The following is a 17,702-nucleotide window of genomic DNA, read 5'->3' as shown; positions in this document are numbered from 1 at the left end:
GAGCCGCTGGAGCGCGGCTCGATGAAATGCAGATAGGCCAGGCCGAGCTTGTCGAGCGCCTTCACCACATGCGTGTAGAGCGGCATCGGATCCGGCTCGCCGGAATCATTGGCAATGCCGTAGGGCGACAGCCGCACGCCGACGCGGTTCGCGCCCCAGACGTCGATCGCTGCCTGCGTCACCTCCAGCAGCAGCCGCGCGCGGTTCTCGATCGAGCCGCCGTACTGATCGGTGCGCTGGTTGCTGCGCGATTGCAGGAACTGCTCGAGCAGATAGCCATTGGCGCCGTGGATCTCGACGCCGTCAAAGCCCGCGGCGAGCGCATTCCTGGCCGCCTGCCGGAACGCCTCGACGATACCCTTGACCTCGCCCGTCTCCAGCGCGCGCGGCGTCTCGTAATCCGAGATCTTGCCGTCGGCCGTCATCGCCCGCATGCCTTCGGCCTTGATCGAAATCGCAGAGGCCGAGACCGGCAGCGCGCCGCCATGGAAGGAGGAATGCGAGACGCGGCCGACATGCCAGAGCTGAAGGAAGATGACGCCGCCCTTGGCGTGCACGGCATCGACAACCTTGCGCCATCCGGATATTTGCGCGTCCGAATAGATGCCGGGCGTCGCGGGGTTGCCGCGGCCATGCGAGAGCACGGGCGAAGCTTCGGCTATGATGAGGCCGCCCTGCGTGGCACGCTGCCCGTAATAGTCGGCATTGAGCGGACGCGGCGCAAAGCTCTCGCGCTCCGCCCGCATGCGCGTCAGCGGCGCCATCGCGACGCGATGCGCGAGCCTGCACGGACCGACCTGCAACGGTTTGAACAACGCCGGAAATTTCATGTTGGCCCCAAGATCTCTGCGGAAGGATGCACATCATATAGCGAGGGGCGGCTACCGGAAAAGATGCCGCCCCCAAAGGCAATATTCCTTCCCGCGAAACGCGGGAACGAAGCGCACTACGCCGTCTTGATCCAGACGGCCTTCACGTTGAGATATTCCTCGACGTGCTGCTTGCCGGATTCGCGGCCATAGCCGCTCATCTTGTAGCCACCGAACGGAACGGCCGGATCCATCGCCTGGTAGCAGTTCACCCACACCGAGCCGGCGCGCAGCGATTTTGCGACCGCATGCGCCTTGCTGACGTCGCGCGTCCACAGGCCCGAGCCGAGACCGAACGTGGTGTTGTTGGCGCGCTTGACCAGTTCGTCCATGTCCTTGAAGGCGATCGCGGAGATGACGGGACCAAAAATCTCCTCCTGCGCGATGCGCATGTTGTCCTGGACGCCAGCGAACACGGTCGGCGAGACGAAGAAGCCCTTGGCCAGCGCGCCTTCGGTGACGCGGCCGCCGCCGGCGAGCGCTCGCGCGCCTTCCTTCTGGCCAAGGTCGAGATAGCCGGTGACGCGCTCGAGCTGCTGCTCGGAGACCAGCGGGCCGATCTGGACATTGGGATCGAGGCCGTTGCCGACTTGCAGCTTCTTGCCGAACTCGGCAACGCGGCCGACGAACTCCTCATAGATCGACTGCTCGACGAACAGGCGCGTGCCGGCGCTGCAGATCTGGCCGGAATTGGCGAACACCGCCATCGCCGCACCCGGAACTGCGGCATCGAGATCGGCGTCCGCGAACACGATGTCGGGCGACTTGCCGCCGAGCTCGAGCGAGACGCGCTTGAGGTTGCCGGCCGAGGCACGAATGATCGACTGGCCCGTCATGTGCGAGCCGGTGAAGGCGACCTTGTCGACATCATGGTGCGAGGCGAGTGCCGCGCCTGCGGTCTCGCCATAGCCGGGAACGACGTTGATGACGCCGGGCGGCACGCCCGCTTCCATCGCAAGCTCGGCGATGCGCAACGAGGTCAGCGGCGCCTCTTCGGCGGGCTTGAGCACGACGGTGCAGCCGGTCGCGATCGCCGGGCCGATCTTCCAGATCGTCGCGGTCAGCGGGCCGTTCCAGGGAATGATTGCGCCGACGACACCGACCGGCTCTTTCAGCGTGTAGGAGAAGATCTCGCCGGGCAGCGAGTTCTCGATGGTCTCGCCGTGGATCGCGGTGGTCTGGCCGGCGTAGTAGCGCAGCATGCCGATGGCGCGCAGACGATAGGCACGCGTGCGGCTGAGCGGCGCGCCCATGTCAAGCGTGTCGAGCTGCGACAATTCGTCAAAATTCTTCTCGACGAGGTCGGCGAGCTTCAAGAGCAGATTCTGCCGCTCGAACGGCCTGACCTTGCTCCAGGGTCCTTCGAAGGCGCGGCGGGCGGCGGCAACCGCGCGGTCGATGTCTTCCTTGTCGCCTTCGGCAACGGTTGCGAGCAGCTCACCGGTGGCGGGGTTGCGTGTCTCGAAGCGCTTTCCGGAAGCAGCGTCGACCCACTGTCCGTCGATCAGCATCTGCTTGTAGGACCCGTTGGCGAACGGATGGCGCGTGATCGGAATAGCCTGCGACACAGCCATGGCTGCACTCCCTGTGAGGTGATTGATTGGCTCGATCTGGGCAGGATCGTTAGGTTGAACAGAATACAGCGGTGCCGGATAGGCGTAAAGTCGGCGCGGAACGAAGAGCACCCATGCCCACTTGTGCAGGGTCGACTGACCGCCATGTTATAGCTCGATCGAGTGCAACGCCCCTGCCCCGGAGACGATCCATGCCGCACCCCGCCATCACCAAGGACAATGTTGCCGTGATCACCGGCGGCGCGTCCGGCATCGGTCTTGCTGCCGCCAAGGCCTTCGCACGCGCCGGGATGAAACTTTGCGTTGTGGATGTGGACCAGACGCGACTGGCAGAGGCGTCAACAAAACTGTCATCCGTTACGGATGCCGCAAATGTGATGACATCCGTCACCGACGTCAGCAAGCCTGAGAGCGTGGCGGAACTGGAACGCGCGGTGCGCGCGCGCTTTGGCGGTACCGACATCCTCATGAACAATGCCGGCATCCAGCCCGGCAGCACACTGTTCGGCGAGCCCGACAATTGGCAGCGCGTCATCGGCGTCAACATGTGGGGCATCATCAATGGATCGCGCATCTTTGCGCCCGGCATGATCGCGCGCGGCACGGCCGGCCTGATCGTCAACACCGGCTCGAAGCAGGGCATCACCACGCCGCCCGGCGATCCCGCCTACAATGTCTCGAAGGCCGGCGTGAAGGCGTTCACCGAGGCGCTCCAGCACGAGCTGCGCAACACCCGGGATTGCCGCATCACCGCGCATCTGCTCATCCCCGGCTTCGTGTTCACCGGCCTGACAGCGAAGGGACGCACCGAGAAGCCGGCCGGCGCCTGGACGCCGGAGCAGACCGTCGATTTCATGCTGGCACGGCTTGAGGCCGGTGACTTCTACATCCTATGCCCGGACAACGACGTGCCGCGCGAACTCGACGAGAAGCGCATGCTGTGGGCAGCCGGCGACATCGTCGAGAACCGCCCGCCCTTGTCGCGCTGGCATCCGGACTATGCAGAGGCGTTCAAGAGGTTTGTGGAAGGCACTTAGTCTCGCTGCAACATAAGACCCTCATGGTGAGGAGCGCGAAGCGCGTCTCGAACCATGGGGCCCGGCCGTGGCCTGCATCCTTCGAGACGCCCGCTACGCGGGCTCCTCAGAATGAGGATCAAGCATTGATCGCGCGGGATCGACTACAGCGTCTCTTGCTGATGCCCGCACTGCTTGCAGGCGAACTTGACGCGGCTCTGCCCCTTGGGGGCCTGGACCCGGTTCGGGGCACCGCACTTGCCGCAGACCGCCTCGATGCGGGTCGTGCCCTGCTTGACGACGATGGTCTTCTTTTCCATCGATTCGCGGATCAGGCGCTCGGCTTCCTCTCGCAGGGATTGTTTCGACAAAGCTCGTCTCCGCCATGAATGCGGGCGAGGCTTATCGCAGTTGCGTCGAAATCACAATCAGCAAAGCAGTCTCAAACTTCCACGATCACATGATCATCTTCAACGTGCGCCTGGAAAGGTCTCCGCCACATACGGGCCTTTCTGCAGTTCCTCGCCGCTCGCCACGGCAACGGGATACGACCGGATCTTGACGCGCTTCGGATCGAACCGGGACCGGCCGTTGCGCATGTCAAATTCCCAGGCGTGCAACATTTCGCCAACGCGCGAGCGCTGGCAGATGCCGGGCTCCGATATACCCTAAGCGCTCGGCGTGCCCTGCGCGGCACCATCCGTCATGATCAGGATACGCTGCACCAGCGCGATCGCGGTCTCGGTGGCAGGATCGGCTGAGATCACGGGAACCGCGAGCGCGAGCAGATCGATCGGGTCGGATGAGAGCACGACGAGATGCGTCGCATTGCCCGCGGCCATCAGCGACACCAGCCGCTCCACCGCCGGATCGGCCGGCGGATGTCCCCAGGGCGCATCGAACCGCCGCAGCACGCGATGCGTCGCGAGACGGTTGCGCAACGAGGCGGGATCGTAGGGCGCGAGATCTTGTTCGCGGTAGCGCCGCGCGCTCTCGAACAGCGGATGGCGCAGCAGCTCCGCGATGAGCTGGTCGCGCGTGGTTGCCGGCGAGATCGCGACCGAGCTCAGCACGCCCGGTGCGCGGGATTCGAGGTAGGCCCGTAACGTGTCCGTCATCAGACCGATGGTCAGCACACCCGCGACCGCAATTGCGCAGAAGCGCGCGATCTGGGCAGCGTCGACATCGGGGGCGACAAAGGCCGCGGCAAGACCAAGCAGGGCCGAACTCACGAGCCGCAGCACGGTGAGGAGCACGCCGTGCCAGCGTGCTTCGGCGCTGCTGCCGGCGATCAGGACCGCAGTGACCACGAGCAGCGCGCCGAGCGCACCCAGCCTGACCGGCATGTCGGGCATCAGCGCCTGAAAATCGGTGACGATGAAGGGGAGGACTACGATGGCACCGATCGTCATGCGATCGATGCTGCGGTTTTCGGACACCATCAACGACTGGCGATCGCGCGTCGCAAGCAGAAAGGCGCAAGCGGCGAAGCCGCCGAGCTGGAACAGCGCCAGCGCAATCGCGTAAGGCATATCGAAATGCCCGAGGCCCAGCGCACCGCCGACGCCGAGCACGACGGCGCCGATAATCACCCCGAGCTTGATGGCGCGGGGCGCATGCCGCCGCAGCATCCCCTCGGTCACGATCAGCGCGCCGAAAGGAATCGCGGCAGCCGGGATCACCGAGAGATCGTCGAGCAGGCTGCTTTCGCTCAGCCAGGCGATGCTGCGGACCAGGAACAGCAGCGCGACGATGCCGAGCGCGATCACCAGGCGTCCGGTCAGCGGGCTATGCGCATCGCGGCGATGAAGCGCGAGCATGGCGACGGCGAGCCCGATCACGCCGCAGAGATTGACGATCGCGTTGGCGACGACGGCCGACGTCATCGGTCGCTCCCCTGCCGGGGCCGCAGCGTGCCGAAGGTCCTGCGATCGTCGAGCCAGTAGATGACCGGCAGCACCAGCCGTTGCAGCCCGAGGATCAGGGATGCGACGAACAGACCGGGCAGCGAGCGGTGCGGCACCTGCTCGAACAGATAGCTGCGCGCCGCCGCAAGATCGATGTGGCCGATCTGCAGGAAATCGTCGCCACGATCGTAGTTCAGCTCGCGGGCGCAGAACTCACCATATTGCGCGTCCCGGTGTTTTGGAGCGGCATCAAACGTCTTCTTCAGGGCGTCGGAACCGCCGGTATAGGCATCGGTGATGACGAAGCGGCTCTCGTCGAAGCCGGCATCATCGCCGACGCCGAACACGCTGCGATGCCGGCGCATGATGCCTCGGGCGAGCTGGAGATGGGCAAAGCTCGGCCGCGCCTCGGGGCGCGGCGAGGGATAGACGTCGGAAAAAGTCTCGCTGACCATGCCGACCACCGACGGCACCTGCGTGACGTTGGAGATCCAGCGCGGGCGCAGGCCGTCGCGCAGGAACAGGACAAGCGTGGTCAGGCCGTAGAGCACCCAGGACAGGCCCTGCCCGCGCGCATCGGGGTCGACCATCACCAGCCCGAGATGGGTGACGTCGACCGGCGCGCCGTCGAGCTCGACCTGCATCACCGACAGCGCGTTGAACGCGATCGGGCGGCCGCTGTCCTCCTCGGAGATCAGCGTGACGATGGCGCGGGAGAGGCGCTCGCGCTCGCCCGAGAAGATGCCGTAAGTGAGCTGATCGGCCGGCAGCGTCTTGGCCGCAACGATGCGGAGCTGCGTAATCAACCTGTCGAGTTCGTCCTGCGGCAGCGACAGGCCGGGGCTTTCGACGATCCGGGTCATGTGACCGGGATGGGTGCGCAAGCTGAGATCGATGCTCGGCTGCGCGAGCGCCTTGAACCAGAACGCGGCGTAGCTGCGCACGCGCCCGGCCGCGCCTCCGACCTGTCCTGCGTCTCGCCCGTTGCCAGAAGCCGTCATCCTGCCCGCCTGTGATCCGGATCGTTCTTCATGCGAGGCTGTTAAGGAGCGATGAGTACAACCTCCTGCGACGACTGCAGGGTAAAGGAAATATTGCGGGGCGTGCGACAAACCGGCGCAAAGCGGAGAGGACGGCGGATGCCTTCGCATCCGCCGTCCCTGCTCCAGCCGGCTTGTGACGTGCTTTACGCCGCCCGCGAGCCGCGCTCGACTTCCATCAAGAGACGCTCGGCCTTGGCGTCCTCGATGCGGTTCACCAGGCGGCCGCTCTCGTGATTGTCGCGCATCGTCTTGGTCATGGTGATGCAGGACTGCGTCAGCATCAGGAAGCCCATGGCGAGGTAGCCCTTGACCGAGAGGTCGAGCGGCAGGAAGAAGATTCCGAGGCCGACCATGAAGGCGGACGCGGCGAACGAAACGTAGGTGAAAGTAACCCAGGCGGGGCTGTGGGACGGGGTGGTCGGGTTCATGATGGTCTCCTGTTGCTTGACGTTGAGGTGAATGATCATCGGTTAGGGTCAGTCGGTGGGCGTGCGCTTGGACTTCAACCGCGCCAGCACGTCGTCCGCGGTCGTCTTGAGCCGGGGGCCGAAGCCCTGCTCGGCGAGCTTCTCTGCGGTGGCGAGCGGACCGGTGGCTGCATCGAGCTCGACCAGCGCGTCGTCGGCGGCCTGGGCCTCGATCTGCCGTTCGCGGAGGCGCTTCAGCGTGTTCTCCGCCTCCGGCAGCGTGGATTCGTAAGGCCTTGCCGCCTCGATGCCGCTGCGGCGAAGCGAGCGCACCGCTTTCGAGGCACGGGCGAGACGACGGCCGCGATCGAGCTCGGTGATGCGGGCCTGCGCGCTGGCGACCTGCCGCTTCAGCCGGGCGATCTCGGTCGCGAACAGCGCGCGTGCGGTCATGGCAGCGTCGCGGTCGGCTTCGAGGCCGGCGATGGCCTCGGCGGCTTCCTTGGCAAGATCCTCGCGGCCACCGTCGAGCGCCGCAACGGCACGGGTCTCGAGGTCGGCGATGCGCGCGTTGGTAGCCTCGAGCTTCCGGGCCTCGTGCTGGTCCTGGGCGATCGCCAGCGCCAGCGTCCGCTTGCTGCGCTCGACGGCGGCGGCCGCATCGCGCATCTGCTGATCGAGGATCAGCAGCGCCGTCCGGTCTTCGAGCTCCTCGCCGGCGGCCGCCACGCTGCCGCGGAAGAGCGTCACTACGGTCTTGAACATTGGCTACTCCCTGCTATGAGCGTTGCTCACAGACGCTTTGTAGCATATCTTGAGCATTGCTCAAGATAAATTTGAGCGTCGCTCAAGAATTATGGTTGAGAATGTCTAAAGCCTTGGAACGACGAGAGAAACTGAAAGAGGCGCTAATCGTCGCAGCGGAACGGATGATCGCCGAGAGGGGATTGGCCGGCCTGAAAACCCGCGATCTCGCCCGCGCGATCGGCTGCGCCAATGGCGCGGTCTATAATCTCGTGGCCGACGTGGACGAGCTGATCCTGCGCGTCGGCTCGCGCACGCTGCGCCGGCTCGACGCGGCTCTGACCGGCGCCGAGGGCGCAGGCCCCGCCTCGCCGCAGGAGACGCTGGTCCGCATTGCAATTGCCTATTGCGATTTCGCTGCGGAAAATCTCGAACTCTGGCGCGCGCTGTTTGAGCATCGCATGGAGCGCGGCAAGATGGTGCCCGATTGGGCGATCAACGAGCAGATGGAGCTGTTCGGCCACATCTACCGGCCCCTCGCCGCTTTGTTTCCGAAGCGCGGTCCGGAGCAGCTCGGCATCACCGCGCGCAGCTTGTTCTCGGCCGTGCACGGCATGGTGGCACTGGGGCTGGAGCAGAAGTTGGTCGCAGTGCCCCTGCCGGCGTTGCGGAACGAGATCGCGGGACTCGTGCGCGCGATGCTGGACGGATTGGTGGCGCGACAGAACTAACTCGCCGACTTGCAAGCCACCGCACTTTCCGGTGCAGAAGCTGAAACGGGCCTCACCGCTCAGTCAGCGGGAAACGCCCGAACGAGGCGCGCTTCACTGGCTCGCAACGCGGCTGCATCGAGCTTGCCTTTCCGCGCGCCATCGAGCGCACAATCAAAGATCCGGTAGAACTGCGCCCCGTCATAAGCGACCAGCAACAGATCGACGCCGGCGTCGATCGCCTCGACCACGGCCTTGCAGACGTCGTGCTGGTAGATCGCGCCCATCACGAGGTCGTCGGTCATCACCACACCCTGGTAATTCCAGGTGTCACGGATGATTCCCTCGACGACGCGTTTGGAATGCGAGGCAGCGCGATCGGGATCGATGGCCGTGAGCGTGACATGGCCGACCATGAGCGCGCTGTGCGACTGCGCGAGCACCTCGCGGAACGGGCGCCAGTCGGATGCCTCGAGCTCCTTGACCGGCGTATCGAGATTGGCACTGAAATGATGCGTGTCGGTGCGCACGCGACCGATGCCGGGAAAATGCTTGAGCGTGGCGCCGACGCCCGAGGCTTCAAGCCCGTGGACATAGGCGCTAGCGATCGCACCAACGACAACAGGATCGGTGGCAATCGCACGCTGGCCGATCAGCGTATGGAAGTCGAGACGATTGCGCCGCGCCGGCGGCTTGAGATCGAGCACCGGCGCGAGATTGAGATTGATGCCGAGGCCTGAAAGCTCGCGCCCGTGAATTCGCCCGAATTCCTCTGCCTTGGCCTGTTGGACATCCGGCGCGAGCCCGGCAAGCGTCGCCAGCGCCGGCACTTTTGTCAGCGGCGGCGAGAGATGACCGACGATCCCGCCTTCCTGATCGGCGGCGACGATGAGCGACGAAAGGCCGGCGGCGCGCCGCTTGTCCTGGAGCGCTGCGATCTCGGCGCGCAGGGCATCGACGGTCCGGCCCCTAATGTTGTGCCGTGTCACGTAGATGCCGCCGATCAAGCCCTGCTCCGCAAGACGCGCGACCTCGGGAAAGGAAGCGTAGCCGACCATGAAGTGGGGTCCGAGTTGCCGCGCCTCGGCGGCGCTCGCGCTGAGGACGCCATGCTTGCGCAGCTCGAACCTCGAGTGCGCGACAGCCATCAGGAGCGGCGGCAGACACCAGAGAAGGACGAGCAGCTTGCCGGCCATGCTGCGCCAACGTCCCCGGCGTAAGAGAACGACGACAACAACGATACTCACGGCGACGAGCGCGACGTTCCCGGCGCCGCGCAGCGCAATCAGATAAGGATCGTTCTTGTTTGCGGCCGCGAATGCGAGAACGGGCGCGGCCAGCCAGAGCAGGATGAGGCCGATACGGCGGATGAGCTGCATGGATTTCAATGGGTGCGAGGGGCGAACGCCTCGCACCTATCAAGGCGATTCACGTTGCGCGAGAGGCAAAAGCGCGCCTGCACGGAATCTGCACGAAACTCCTGAACTCGTGCAGACGATGATCCCGGCTTCTGCACAAGAGCCGTCCAGACTTCGTGGCGTCATCACCCACGAAAGGTCTTTTGGACATGACGAGCCTGGCTTCGACGTCGACAATTGATATCCAACCGATGCGGCCTTCCGCGATCCCGGCCAAGCTCGCAATGGCATTGATGCTGGCCGCGCTCGCCGACTGGCTGCTCTACGGCGAGCGGATCGGACTGTCGCTCTCTATCTTTGCCGTCGCGATCGCCTGCGCCTCGCTGCTCGCCAACCACGCCTCGCTGGAATGGCGGCGCGCATTGATCGGCGGCGCCGTCCTCGCTCTGGGCCTCGTGCCGGCGATCGAAGAGGTGAACACGCTCTCTTTTGCGATCCTCACCATTGCGATGGTCGTCGGCCTGCTGCTCGCGACCAATCCGGAGACGACCGAATTCGCTGACCGCGCCCGCGCGCTGCGCAACTTCTTCCTGTTCGGCCCCTTGCGGTTCTTTCCCGATGCGCTGCAGGTCTTCAACATGTCGGCGTTCACCCGCGCTATCGCCCTCTGGCTGTTGCCGGCGGTGCTGGGCATGGTCTTCGTCGCGTTGTTTGCCGCGGCAAACCCGGTGATCGAGCAATGGGTGTCCCTGCTCAATCCAAAGCTCATCGTCGAATATGTCAGCGTCTGGCGCGTGCTGTTCTGGACGGCAATGCTGGCGCTGGTCTGGCCGTTCATCCATGTGCGCTGGCGCCGCCAGAAGAGTGTCGCCACTGCGGCAGCCGATGTCGCCGAACCGGAGCCGCTTGCGTCGTTCGTCCCGGCCGAGTTCCTGGGACCCGCGACGATCCTACGCTCGCTGATCCTGTTCAACGTGCTGTTCGCCGCGCAGTCCACCCTCGACGGCATCTATCTCTGGGGCCACGTGGCGCTGCCCACGAGCCTCACCTACGCGGCCTACGCCCATCGCGGCGCCTACCCTTTGATCGCAACCGCCCTGCTCGCCGCCGTCTTCGTGCTTGCCGCGATGCGCCCGGGCGGGGCTGCGGAGAAATCGAAGGTGATCCGGCCGCTGGTCTATCTCTGGGTCGGACAGAACGTCCTCCTGGTCGCCTCCTCCATTCTGCGCCTCGATCTCTACGTGGACATCTACATGCTGACCTACTGGCGCATCGCGGCCTTCATCTGGATGGGGCTGGTCGCGGTCGGGCTGGTCCTGATCGTGGCGCGCATCGCCCTCAACCGTTCCAACCGGTGGCTCATCAGTGCAAATCTGATCGCGTTAACGATCGTGCTGTATTCCTCTTCTCTCATGAACTTCGATGCACTCATTGCCGACTATAATGTTGCCCACAGCCGCGAAGCATCGGGCAGAGGTGTGCAGATCGATATCAACTATCTCCTCACCCTCGGACCGCAGGCGCTGCCCGCGATCGACAAGGCGATCGCGCTCCGGGCCGGTGCCAACGAGAGCTGCCTTGTGTCGCGCCGCGACCGCCTTGTAGAACAGCAGCGACAGGACTTGGCCTGGCGGACCTGGGGCTTTCGGAGCTGGCGGCTGCAACGCAGACTCGATGCGCAGGCCAAGGCTGCAGGCTGACGAGGAAGCGGAGAGATCCTTGGCGCATCGTATTCTCATCGTCGACGACGAGGGCCACATCCGCGAGGTCATCCGGGTCGCGCTGAGAAAAGCCGGCATGGACGTGATCGAGGCGCGCGACGGCAAGGAGGCGCTCAGCCGCTTTGCCACTGAGAAGCCCGACCTGATCGTGCTCGATGTCGGCATGCCGGAGTTCGACGGCCTCGACGTCTGCCGCGAGGTGCGCAAGAGTTCCGAAGTGCCGATCCTGTTCCTGTCGGCGCGCGACGAGGAGATCGACCGCGTGCTCGGCCTCGAGATCGGCGGCGACGATTATGTGACGAAGCCGTTCAGTCCGCGCGAGCTGGTGGCGCGGGTCAACGTCATCCTGCGCCGCCTCAGCCCGCGCAATGGCGATGCCAAAGCCGGGCCGGCGGCGCTGATCCAAGGTGGCCTCCTGATCGATCCCGAGCAGCACGTCGCGTCCTTTGCCGGCACACAGCTCAAGCTGACCGCGATCGAGTTCGGCATCCTGCGCGCGTTCCTGACCCGGCCGACCGCCGTGTTCAATCGCGAGCAGTTGATGCGGGCAGCCTATCAGCTCAACATCCAGGTGTCCGACCGCACCATCGACAGCCACATCCGCAACATCCGCGCCAAGCTGGCGGCGCTCGCCTGCGACAACGTGATCGAGACCATCCACGGCGTCGGCTTCAAGCTCGGCCGCTGCGAGAAGCAGACATGAGCGCCGCACCCGACAAGTGGCGGCCCTCGCTGGCCCTCGTCATCTTTGCGGTGCTGACCACCGTCGGCGTGCTGCCGCTCGTCGGCCTGTTCTTCTTCCGCCTCTACGACAACCAGCTCATCCGCCAGACCCAGGCCGAGCTGATCGCGCAGAGCCGGGTGCTCGCGACGATCTATGCGCAGGAGGTCGAGGCGCGGCTCGGCAGCGGCCTGACGCTCGGCGCCGAGGTGCCGCCCGGGGTGCTGCCCGATCCCGGCGACCAGTTCACCCCGATCCGGCCCGCACTCGATCTCACCGCCAACGACCTGTTGCGGCGGCGCCCCGATGCGCAAGCCGCGCCGCGTCCGGCGCAGCAGGCCTATGTCGAGATCGGCGCAAAACTGACGCCGATCATTCGCGAGACCCAGAAGGTGACGCTGGCGGGATTCAGGATCCTCGACCCGCAAGGGGTGGTGATCGCCGGGCGCCAGGAGGTCGGACAATCGCTTGCCCACATCGAGGAAGTGGCCGACGCGCTGCACGGGCAATACCGCGCCACGCTGCGCAACCGCGTCCCGGACAAGCCGCCACCGCCGATCTATTCCTTCAGCCGCGGCCTCGGCGTGCACGTGTTCTCGGCAATGCCCGTCATCGTCAACAATCGCGTCGCCGGCGTCATCTACACCACGCGGACGCCGAGCAACATTTTTGACCATCTCTACCAGGAGCGCGCCAAGTTCGTGCTGGCGGGGCTCGCCGTGATCCTCGGGACGATCGCGATCGGGCTGGTATTCTCCCGCACCATCACGCTGCCGATGCGCGAGCTGATCGAACGTGCCGCCAGGATCAGCCGCGGCGACCGCGAGGCCTTCCAGCCGCTCAGACACTACGGCACGCGGGAGTTCGCCCAGCTCTCGCACAGCTTCCTCGGCATGGCCGAACAGCTGGCGCGGCGCTCGGACTACATCGCGACATTCTCGGCACATCTCACCCACGAGCTGAAATCGCCGCTGACCTCGATCAAGGGCGCGGCCGAGCTGCTGCAGGATTCGCTTCAGGGCAAATCCGATGCACTGACGCCCGCCGAGCAGAAGACGTTCGTTGCGAACATCCTGTCCGACACCGAACGGCTGGAGGCGATGGCACAACGGCTGCGCGAACTGGCCCGCGCCGAAAGCCTGCCGCAGAACGAACGCACCGAGCTCGCGCCCGTCATCGCCGACCTCAAGACCCGGTTTCCGGCCAGCGTGATCTCGGCCTGCGGCAGCCTCGACCGGCCGATCGGCATGTCCGGCGAGAAGGCGCTGATCGTGCTGTCGCATCTCGCCGACAACGCGATGCGGCATAAGGCCAGGGCGATCAGGCTGGAAGCGGTCGACGAACGCACCACGCTGCGGCTGACAGTCAGCAATGACGGCGAGCCGATCTCAGTGCCCAACCGCGACAGGATATTTGACGCTTTCTTCACCACCCGCCGCGACCAGGGTGGGACCGGGATGGGTCTTGCCATCGCGCGCGCAGTGATGGCGAGCCATGGCGGCTCGATCAGGCTCAAGCCGACCGACGAGGGTGCGGCCTTCGAGCTTCAGTTTCCGGTCGCCTAGATCGCGAAGACCCAGGCAGCGACGATTGTGCCGAGTGTGACCAGACCGGCGATGGTCCAGCCTGCGGCATATTCCAGTTCAGGGTGACCGGTCGCCCGCATGATCTCGGCCGGATCGGCGGTATGCTTCCAATGCTCTGCCATGACAGCCTCGCACGCTTTTTCGCGCGTCTTATGTAAGTCGCATCAGCCGCCATTAGGTTCCATCACGGAAATGCGAGGACCAGCGGCGCCGATCGAGCAGGAAGAGTGCCGCCGGAATGACGCAGCTTGGTTTGTTTGCCGACCCGCAGGACGGTCCCGCCGGCCTTCGCTACACGAACGATTTCATCCCTGCAGCCGCCGGGCAGGACTTGATCGGCCGCATTGCGGCATTGCCGCTGCAGCGCTTCCAGTTCGGCGCCTTCGAGGGCAATCGCCGGGTCGCGTCCTTCGGCTTCCGTTACGATTATTCGCTGCAGCGCCTGATTGAAGCCGAGCCGATCCCGGCCTGGCTCGTGCCGGCTGCGCGTCAGGTCGAAGCCTGGGCCGGGCTGGCGGACGGCGCCGTCGCCCAGGTGCTCTGCACGGAATATGACGTCGGCGTCGGCATCGGCTGGCACCGGGACAAGCCGCATTTCGACAAGATCCTCGGCGTGTCGCTCGGCTCTCCCTGCAAATTCCGCTTCCGGCGCCGGCGAGCCGACAAGTGGGATCGCTACACGCTCGAAGCCCTTCCACGTTCGCTCTACATGATGGACGGGGAGGCACGCTCACAGTGGGAGCACAGCATCCCGCCGGTGGAGGCCCGCCGCTATTCGATCACGTTCAGGACGATGAAGCCTGCCGCACAAAAAATCTGAAAAACAACCCCATGCACAGTAGCCGGCGTCGCCGGCATGAGGCATTGCTCGCGCTTCGCAAAGTCGTTGACACGTCGGGCAAAACAGCGGCACCAATATATCCTCACGCGTTTTGCCAGCTTGCCTTCCACTTCCGATTGCATGCTAGGTTGCCCATGCGCATCCCGCGGCATGGCCGACAACGCTGTCACCGAGCGCAACAAGACGGCCAGGGATTCAGGGGGCAAGGATGACGTCAGGCAGATTTTTCCCAACCTGCGCCTTTGTCATCGTCGGTGCCTTCCATGCCGCCTCCGCCGCCACGCCCGCGAAGGTCTCGGGCTCCACGGCGCTCGCGCTCGCCGGTGTGCTCGCGCCGCTGTCGCCGGACCTGTCGGGCGCCGAGAAGAAGGCGGTTGCGATGCTGTTCGCCGCGAACAGCGACATCCCCTACAAGAAGACGATCGTGGTGACTGCGGACAGGATCGTCTGCCGTACCGGCAATGTCGACATCACCACGCGCAATTGCGAGGTCACCTTCGGCAAAAAGATCAAGACCGTGAACGGCTCCACGGCGAACGAGATCTACGCCACCGAGGCACTGGCCGGCATTCCGCCCGACGGCGCGGCCGGATCAAATTTCGAGAGCCTGACCAGATTGAGCTGCACGATCGATCCGAATGCGATCCGGCGGAAGGACGGCAGCGGGGCGGATTGCACGTTCCAGCCGGGGAATTGAGCCAGGCTTTGCGGGCGAACCGAACGTGCCGTGAAATCGCCTCAAGACGAACTAATAAGGCGAATTGAAAAGACGAGTGAAACGAGCGGACCAATATTGGGCGCGCAAGGCCTGCACCAATATGATCAAGAATTATCTCGCATTTTTCCTTCTTCTGACCGTGACGACAGCCTCCGCACATGGCCCGGTGCCGGCGCGGCTGACAGGATCCGGTCTCGTCCGGGTGGGTCTCACCGATAGCGACACGAGCGCCGGCGGCACCGCCCGGCTGTGCGAGCAGGTCACTTTCTCGCGCGGCCTCCGCTATGGCGAGAGCGAGCAGAACGTGCTTGACGTCGCGACCAGTGCAAACAAGGCGGATATATCTCAGCCGGTGCTGGTGTTTGTGGGCGGCGATACCTTCACCGGCGACACCGTCGCACCAGACCTGTCGCGCGAGGTCCAGGATCAGGCAATGTGCTTTGCCGTGCACAACGGCATGATCGGCGTGCGCGTGAACTATCGCCTCGCGCCCGCGGCAACCTGGCCGACCGGCGCGACCGATGTCGCGGCGGCGCTGTCGTGGCTCCACCAGAACATCGACCTGTTCAAGGGCGATGTCCGCGAGATCGTTGCGGTCGGCTACGGCGCCGGCGCGTTCCATGTCGCGAGCCTGCTCGCCCATCCCGAGCTTCAGGCCGACCGGGCCGACGTCGCCGCCGTCGTGCTGGTGTCCGGGATCTATCGCGCGGGCAAGGACGCGAGCGACAGCGAGAAGGCGTATTTCGGCACCGATGCGAGCCAATATGACAAGCGATCGATCTTTCCCGGCATCCTCACCATCGATGAGCCGATCGTGCTGGCCTGGGGCGCAGGCGATCCCGCACATCTCGTCGCACAGGGCGAAGCCCTGAAGGACGCGCTCTGCGCCGCCGGTCACTGCCCGCGCACCACGATCTTGCGCGGCCGCGACGGCATCGCCGCGGCGTTCGGGCTCGACGGTTCCGGCGACAGCCTCGCCGAGCCGACGCTGCTGCTCGTGCGTCAGCTCGAGGCGCGGGGACTGCCGTAGCAGGCCGTCGTCGTCAGCGCGTCAGGACGCCTGTCGTTTAGCTCGGCGCGGACAGGTCGCGGCGCGCCATCAGGCCACAGGATTGACAAACGCTTGACCTAGATCAAGCGGCCTTGGTGCAGGGTGAGCCGACCTCATGAGGGGCCAACATCAAGGTATCAAACATGCGCGTCAGCGGCAGGATGCTGTTCGTTGTGATGGTCGCTTTCGCCTCGCTGGGGGCGATGTCGCAGCAACGTGCAGAGCAACCCACGGCCGACACCGAAATCCGCATCGGCAACGTCATGCCCTATTCGGGACCGCTCTCCGAATTCGGCGCGATCGGCAAGGCGGAGGCCGCCTATTTCGACATGATCAACGATCGCGGCGGGATCAACGGCCGCAAGGTCCGCTTCATCACGCGCGATGACAATTCCGATCCCACGACTGCGCTGGAACTCACCCGCAATCTGATCGAGAAGGACGACGTGCTGTTGATGTTCGGCGCGTTCGGCACGCCCGGCAACCTCGCCACGCGCTCGTATCTCAACGAGCGGAAGATTCCGCAACTTTTCGTCGCCTCCGGTGACGAGGAGCTGAGCCGGCCCAACCGGTTTCCCTGGACCATGGGCTGGCAGCCCTCGTTCAAGGCCGAGGGACGCATCTACGCCAACTATATTCAGGCCTATTATCCGCAGCGCAAGATCGTGGTGCTTTGGCAGAACGACCAGTTCGGGCGCATGGTCTTCAAGGGGATCGAGGAAGGTCTTGGCGATCTGAACCGTCTCGTCCTCGTCGACATCGCCTTCGACATTACCGATGAACATCTCGAAGGGCACATCTCGATCCTCAAGCGCGCGGGCGCCGATATTTTCGTCTTTCTCGGCGTGCCATCGACGGCGTCCAAGGCGATCAAGCTGGCGGCGTCACTCAATTGGCACCCGGTCTTCATTGTGAACGATTCTTCCGCCTCGATCGCCAATGCGATGGCGCCCGCAGGATTGGAGAATTCGGCCGGCGTGATCTCCGCGGCCTTCCTGAAGGATCCAAGCGATCCCGCGTGGAAAAACGATCCTGCCATGAAGGACTGGTTCGCCTTCATGGACAAGTACCATCATGTCGAAAGCACGAACAACAACGCTGCGCTCTATGGCTACGCCGCGGCCGAGGCGCTGACGCAGGTGCTGAAGCAATGCGGCGACGACCTGTCGCGCGAGAACATCATGCGTCAGGCTGCTTCGCTCAGGGACTATCAGCCCTCCGTCGCGTTGCCCAACATCAGGATGAATACCTCGCCAGACAGCTATCTGCCGATCAAGCAGATGCGGCTCGTCCAGTTTGACGGGCGCTCCTGGCAACCATTCGGCGCGGTGATCGAAACCGCATTCACGGAAGGCGCGGCGCGATGAGCCGCCTCACGCCGGCTTGAGCGAGGCCAGCGCGCGCGGCGGCTGCTCGATACCGGAGGCACACCATTT

At 64.8% G+C, this 17,702-nt stretch carries 19 protein-coding genes; 9 read left to right on the top strand and 10 right to left on the bottom strand.

Annotated elements, in window-relative coordinates:
• Both AXW67_RS13145 and AXW67_RS13140 read right to left on the bottom strand, forming a co-directional pair.
• Positions 1 to 830: alkene reductase (locus tag AXW67_RS13145; protein ID WP_245315532.1), on the bottom strand; the 830-nt coding region annotated here is incomplete at its 3' end.
• A gap of 116 nt (positions 831 to 946) precedes the next feature.
• Complete coding sequence (locus AXW67_RS13140; RefSeq protein ID WP_063678224.1) at positions 947 to 2,443, bottom strand: aldehyde dehydrogenase family protein; 1,497 nt, start codon at positions 2,441 to 2,443, stop codon at positions 947 to 949.
• Positions 2,444 to 2,634: 191 nt separating this feature from the next.
• Here AXW67_RS13140 and AXW67_RS13135 point away from each other — a divergent pair, with 191 nt between their 5' ends.
• Entirely contained in the window at positions 2,635 to 3,480 is an 846-nt protein-coding gene (locus AXW67_RS13135; protein ID WP_063678223.1) for an SDR family NAD(P)-dependent oxidoreductase, read from the top strand.
• Between the two features lie 143 nt (positions 3,481 to 3,623).
• On the opposite strand, the gene AXW67_RS13130 is transcribed toward AXW67_RS13135, so the two are convergent.
• The 6 genes from AXW67_RS13130 to AXW67_RS13105 all read right to left on the bottom strand — a co-directional run bounded on the left by AXW67_RS13130 (position 3,624) and on the right by AXW67_RS13105 (position 7,581).
• A complete protein-coding gene (locus tag AXW67_RS13130) occupies positions 3,624 to 3,830 on the bottom strand; it encodes a hypothetical protein (protein WP_027552016.1) in 207 nt (68 codons plus the stop codon).
• Positions 3,831 to 3,929: 99 nt separating this feature from the next.
• Complete coding sequence (locus AXW67_RS44755; protein WP_283806460.1) at positions 3,930 to 4,058, bottom strand: hypothetical protein; 129 nt, start codon at positions 4,056 to 4,058, stop codon at positions 3,930 to 3,932.
• Between the two features lie 69 nt (positions 4,059 to 4,127).
• Entirely contained in the window at positions 4,128 to 5,345 is a 1,218-nt protein-coding gene (locus tag AXW67_RS13120) for a hypothetical protein (RefSeq protein ID WP_063678222.1), read from the bottom strand.
• Positions 5,342 to 6,367 carry a hypothetical protein gene (locus AXW67_RS13115; protein ID WP_063678221.1) on the bottom strand — a complete coding sequence of 342 codons (1,026 nt, stop codon included), beginning with the start codon at positions 6,365 to 6,367 and terminating at the stop codon, positions 5,342 to 5,344. The genes AXW67_RS13120 and AXW67_RS13115 overlap by 4 nt, the downstream gene beginning before the upstream one ends.
• Positions 6,368 to 6,552: 185 nt before the next feature.
• A complete protein-coding gene (locus tag AXW67_RS13110; RefSeq protein WP_027552019.1) occupies positions 6,553 to 6,837 on the bottom strand; it encodes a YiaA/YiaB family inner membrane protein in 285 nt (94 codons plus the stop codon).
• Between the two features lie 48 nt (positions 6,838 to 6,885).
• The gene (locus tag AXW67_RS13105) at positions 6,886 to 7,581 is read right to left on the bottom strand and encodes a PspA/IM30 family protein (RefSeq protein WP_063678220.1); all 696 of its coding nucleotides are present in this window, start codon (positions 7,579 to 7,581) and stop codon (positions 6,886 to 6,888) included.
• A 101-nt stretch (positions 7,582 to 7,682) separates the two neighbouring features.
• On the opposite strand from AXW67_RS13105, the gene AXW67_RS13100 reads away from it, so the two are divergent.
• Positions 7,683 to 8,291, top strand: a complete 609-nt coding sequence (locus AXW67_RS13100) for a TetR/AcrR family transcriptional regulator (RefSeq protein WP_082907874.1) — start codon at positions 7,683 to 7,685, stop codon at positions 8,289 to 8,291.
• 59 nt (positions 8,292 to 8,350) lie between these two features.
• Here AXW67_RS13100 and AXW67_RS13095 read toward each other — a convergent pair whose 3' ends face one another.
• Positions 8,351 to 9,649: a glycoside hydrolase family 3 N-terminal domain-containing protein gene (locus AXW67_RS13095; RefSeq protein ID WP_063678218.1), complete on the bottom strand. Its 1,299-nt coding sequence runs from the start codon at positions 9,647 to 9,649 to the stop codon at positions 8,351 to 8,353.
• Between the two features lie 188 nt (positions 9,650 to 9,837).
• On the opposite strand from AXW67_RS13095, the gene AXW67_RS13090 reads away from it, so the two are divergent.
• The 3 genes from AXW67_RS13090 to AXW67_RS13080 are packed head-to-tail and all read left to right on the top strand — an operon-like array spanning position 9,838 to position 13,635.
• Positions 9,838 to 11,328, top strand: coding sequence for a DUF4153 domain-containing protein (locus tag AXW67_RS13090; RefSeq protein WP_063678217.1), 1,491 nt, complete (start codon positions 9,838 to 9,840; stop codon positions 11,326 to 11,328).
• A 19-nt stretch (positions 11,329 to 11,347) separates the two neighbouring features.
• Complete coding sequence (locus AXW67_RS13085) at positions 11,348 to 12,052, top strand: response regulator transcription factor (protein WP_082907873.1); 705 nt, start codon at positions 11,348 to 11,350, stop codon at positions 12,050 to 12,052.
• Positions 12,049 to 13,635 carry an ATP-binding protein gene (locus tag AXW67_RS13080; RefSeq protein WP_063678215.1) on the top strand — a complete coding sequence of 529 codons (1,587 nt, stop codon included), beginning with the start codon at positions 12,049 to 12,051 and terminating at the stop codon, positions 13,633 to 13,635. The genes AXW67_RS13085 and AXW67_RS13080 overlap by 4 nt, the downstream gene beginning before the upstream one ends.
• Here the strand turns inward: AXW67_RS13080 and AXW67_RS43150 are convergent.
• Positions 13,632 to 13,778 carry a hypothetical protein gene (locus AXW67_RS43150; RefSeq protein ID WP_198024699.1) on the bottom strand — a complete coding sequence of 49 codons (147 nt, stop codon included), beginning with the start codon at positions 13,776 to 13,778 and terminating at the stop codon, positions 13,632 to 13,634. The two genes, AXW67_RS13080 and AXW67_RS43150, sit on opposite strands and share 4 nt — an antisense overlap.
• A gap of 116 nt (positions 13,779 to 13,894) precedes the next feature.
• Between AXW67_RS43150 and AXW67_RS13075 the strand changes: the two genes are divergently transcribed.
• From AXW67_RS13075 to AXW67_RS13060, 4 genes are all read left to right on the top strand, one after another.
• Positions 13,895 to 14,476: an alpha-ketoglutarate-dependent dioxygenase AlkB gene (locus AXW67_RS13075; protein ID WP_063678214.1), complete on the top strand. Its 582-nt coding sequence runs from the start codon at positions 13,895 to 13,897 to the stop codon at positions 14,474 to 14,476.
• 229 nt (positions 14,477 to 14,705) lie between these two features.
• The gene (locus AXW67_RS13070; RefSeq protein ID WP_063678213.1) at positions 14,706 to 15,194 is read left to right on the top strand and encodes a hypothetical protein; all 489 of its coding nucleotides are present in this window, start codon (positions 14,706 to 14,708) and stop codon (positions 15,192 to 15,194) included.
• Between the two features lie 76 nt (positions 15,195 to 15,270).
• On the top strand, positions 15,271 to 16,245 hold the full coding sequence (locus tag AXW67_RS13065) for an alpha/beta hydrolase (RefSeq protein ID WP_245315531.1): 975 nt from the start codon (positions 15,271 to 15,273) through the stop codon (positions 16,243 to 16,245).
• A 164-nt stretch (positions 16,246 to 16,409) separates the two neighbouring features.
• Positions 16,410 to 17,633, top strand: a complete 1,224-nt coding sequence (locus AXW67_RS13060; protein ID WP_027552028.1) for an ABC transporter substrate-binding protein — start codon at positions 16,410 to 16,412, stop codon at positions 17,631 to 17,633.
• Positions 17,634 to 17,702: the final 69 nt, after the last annotated feature.

The sequence above is a fragment of the Bradyrhizobium neotropicale genome (genome assembly GCF_001641695.1).
Taxonomy (GTDB): domain Bacteria; phylum Pseudomonadota; class Alphaproteobacteria; order Rhizobiales; family Xanthobacteraceae; genus Bradyrhizobium; species Bradyrhizobium neotropicale.
This window is presented reverse-complemented; position numbering and strand designations above follow the sequence as displayed.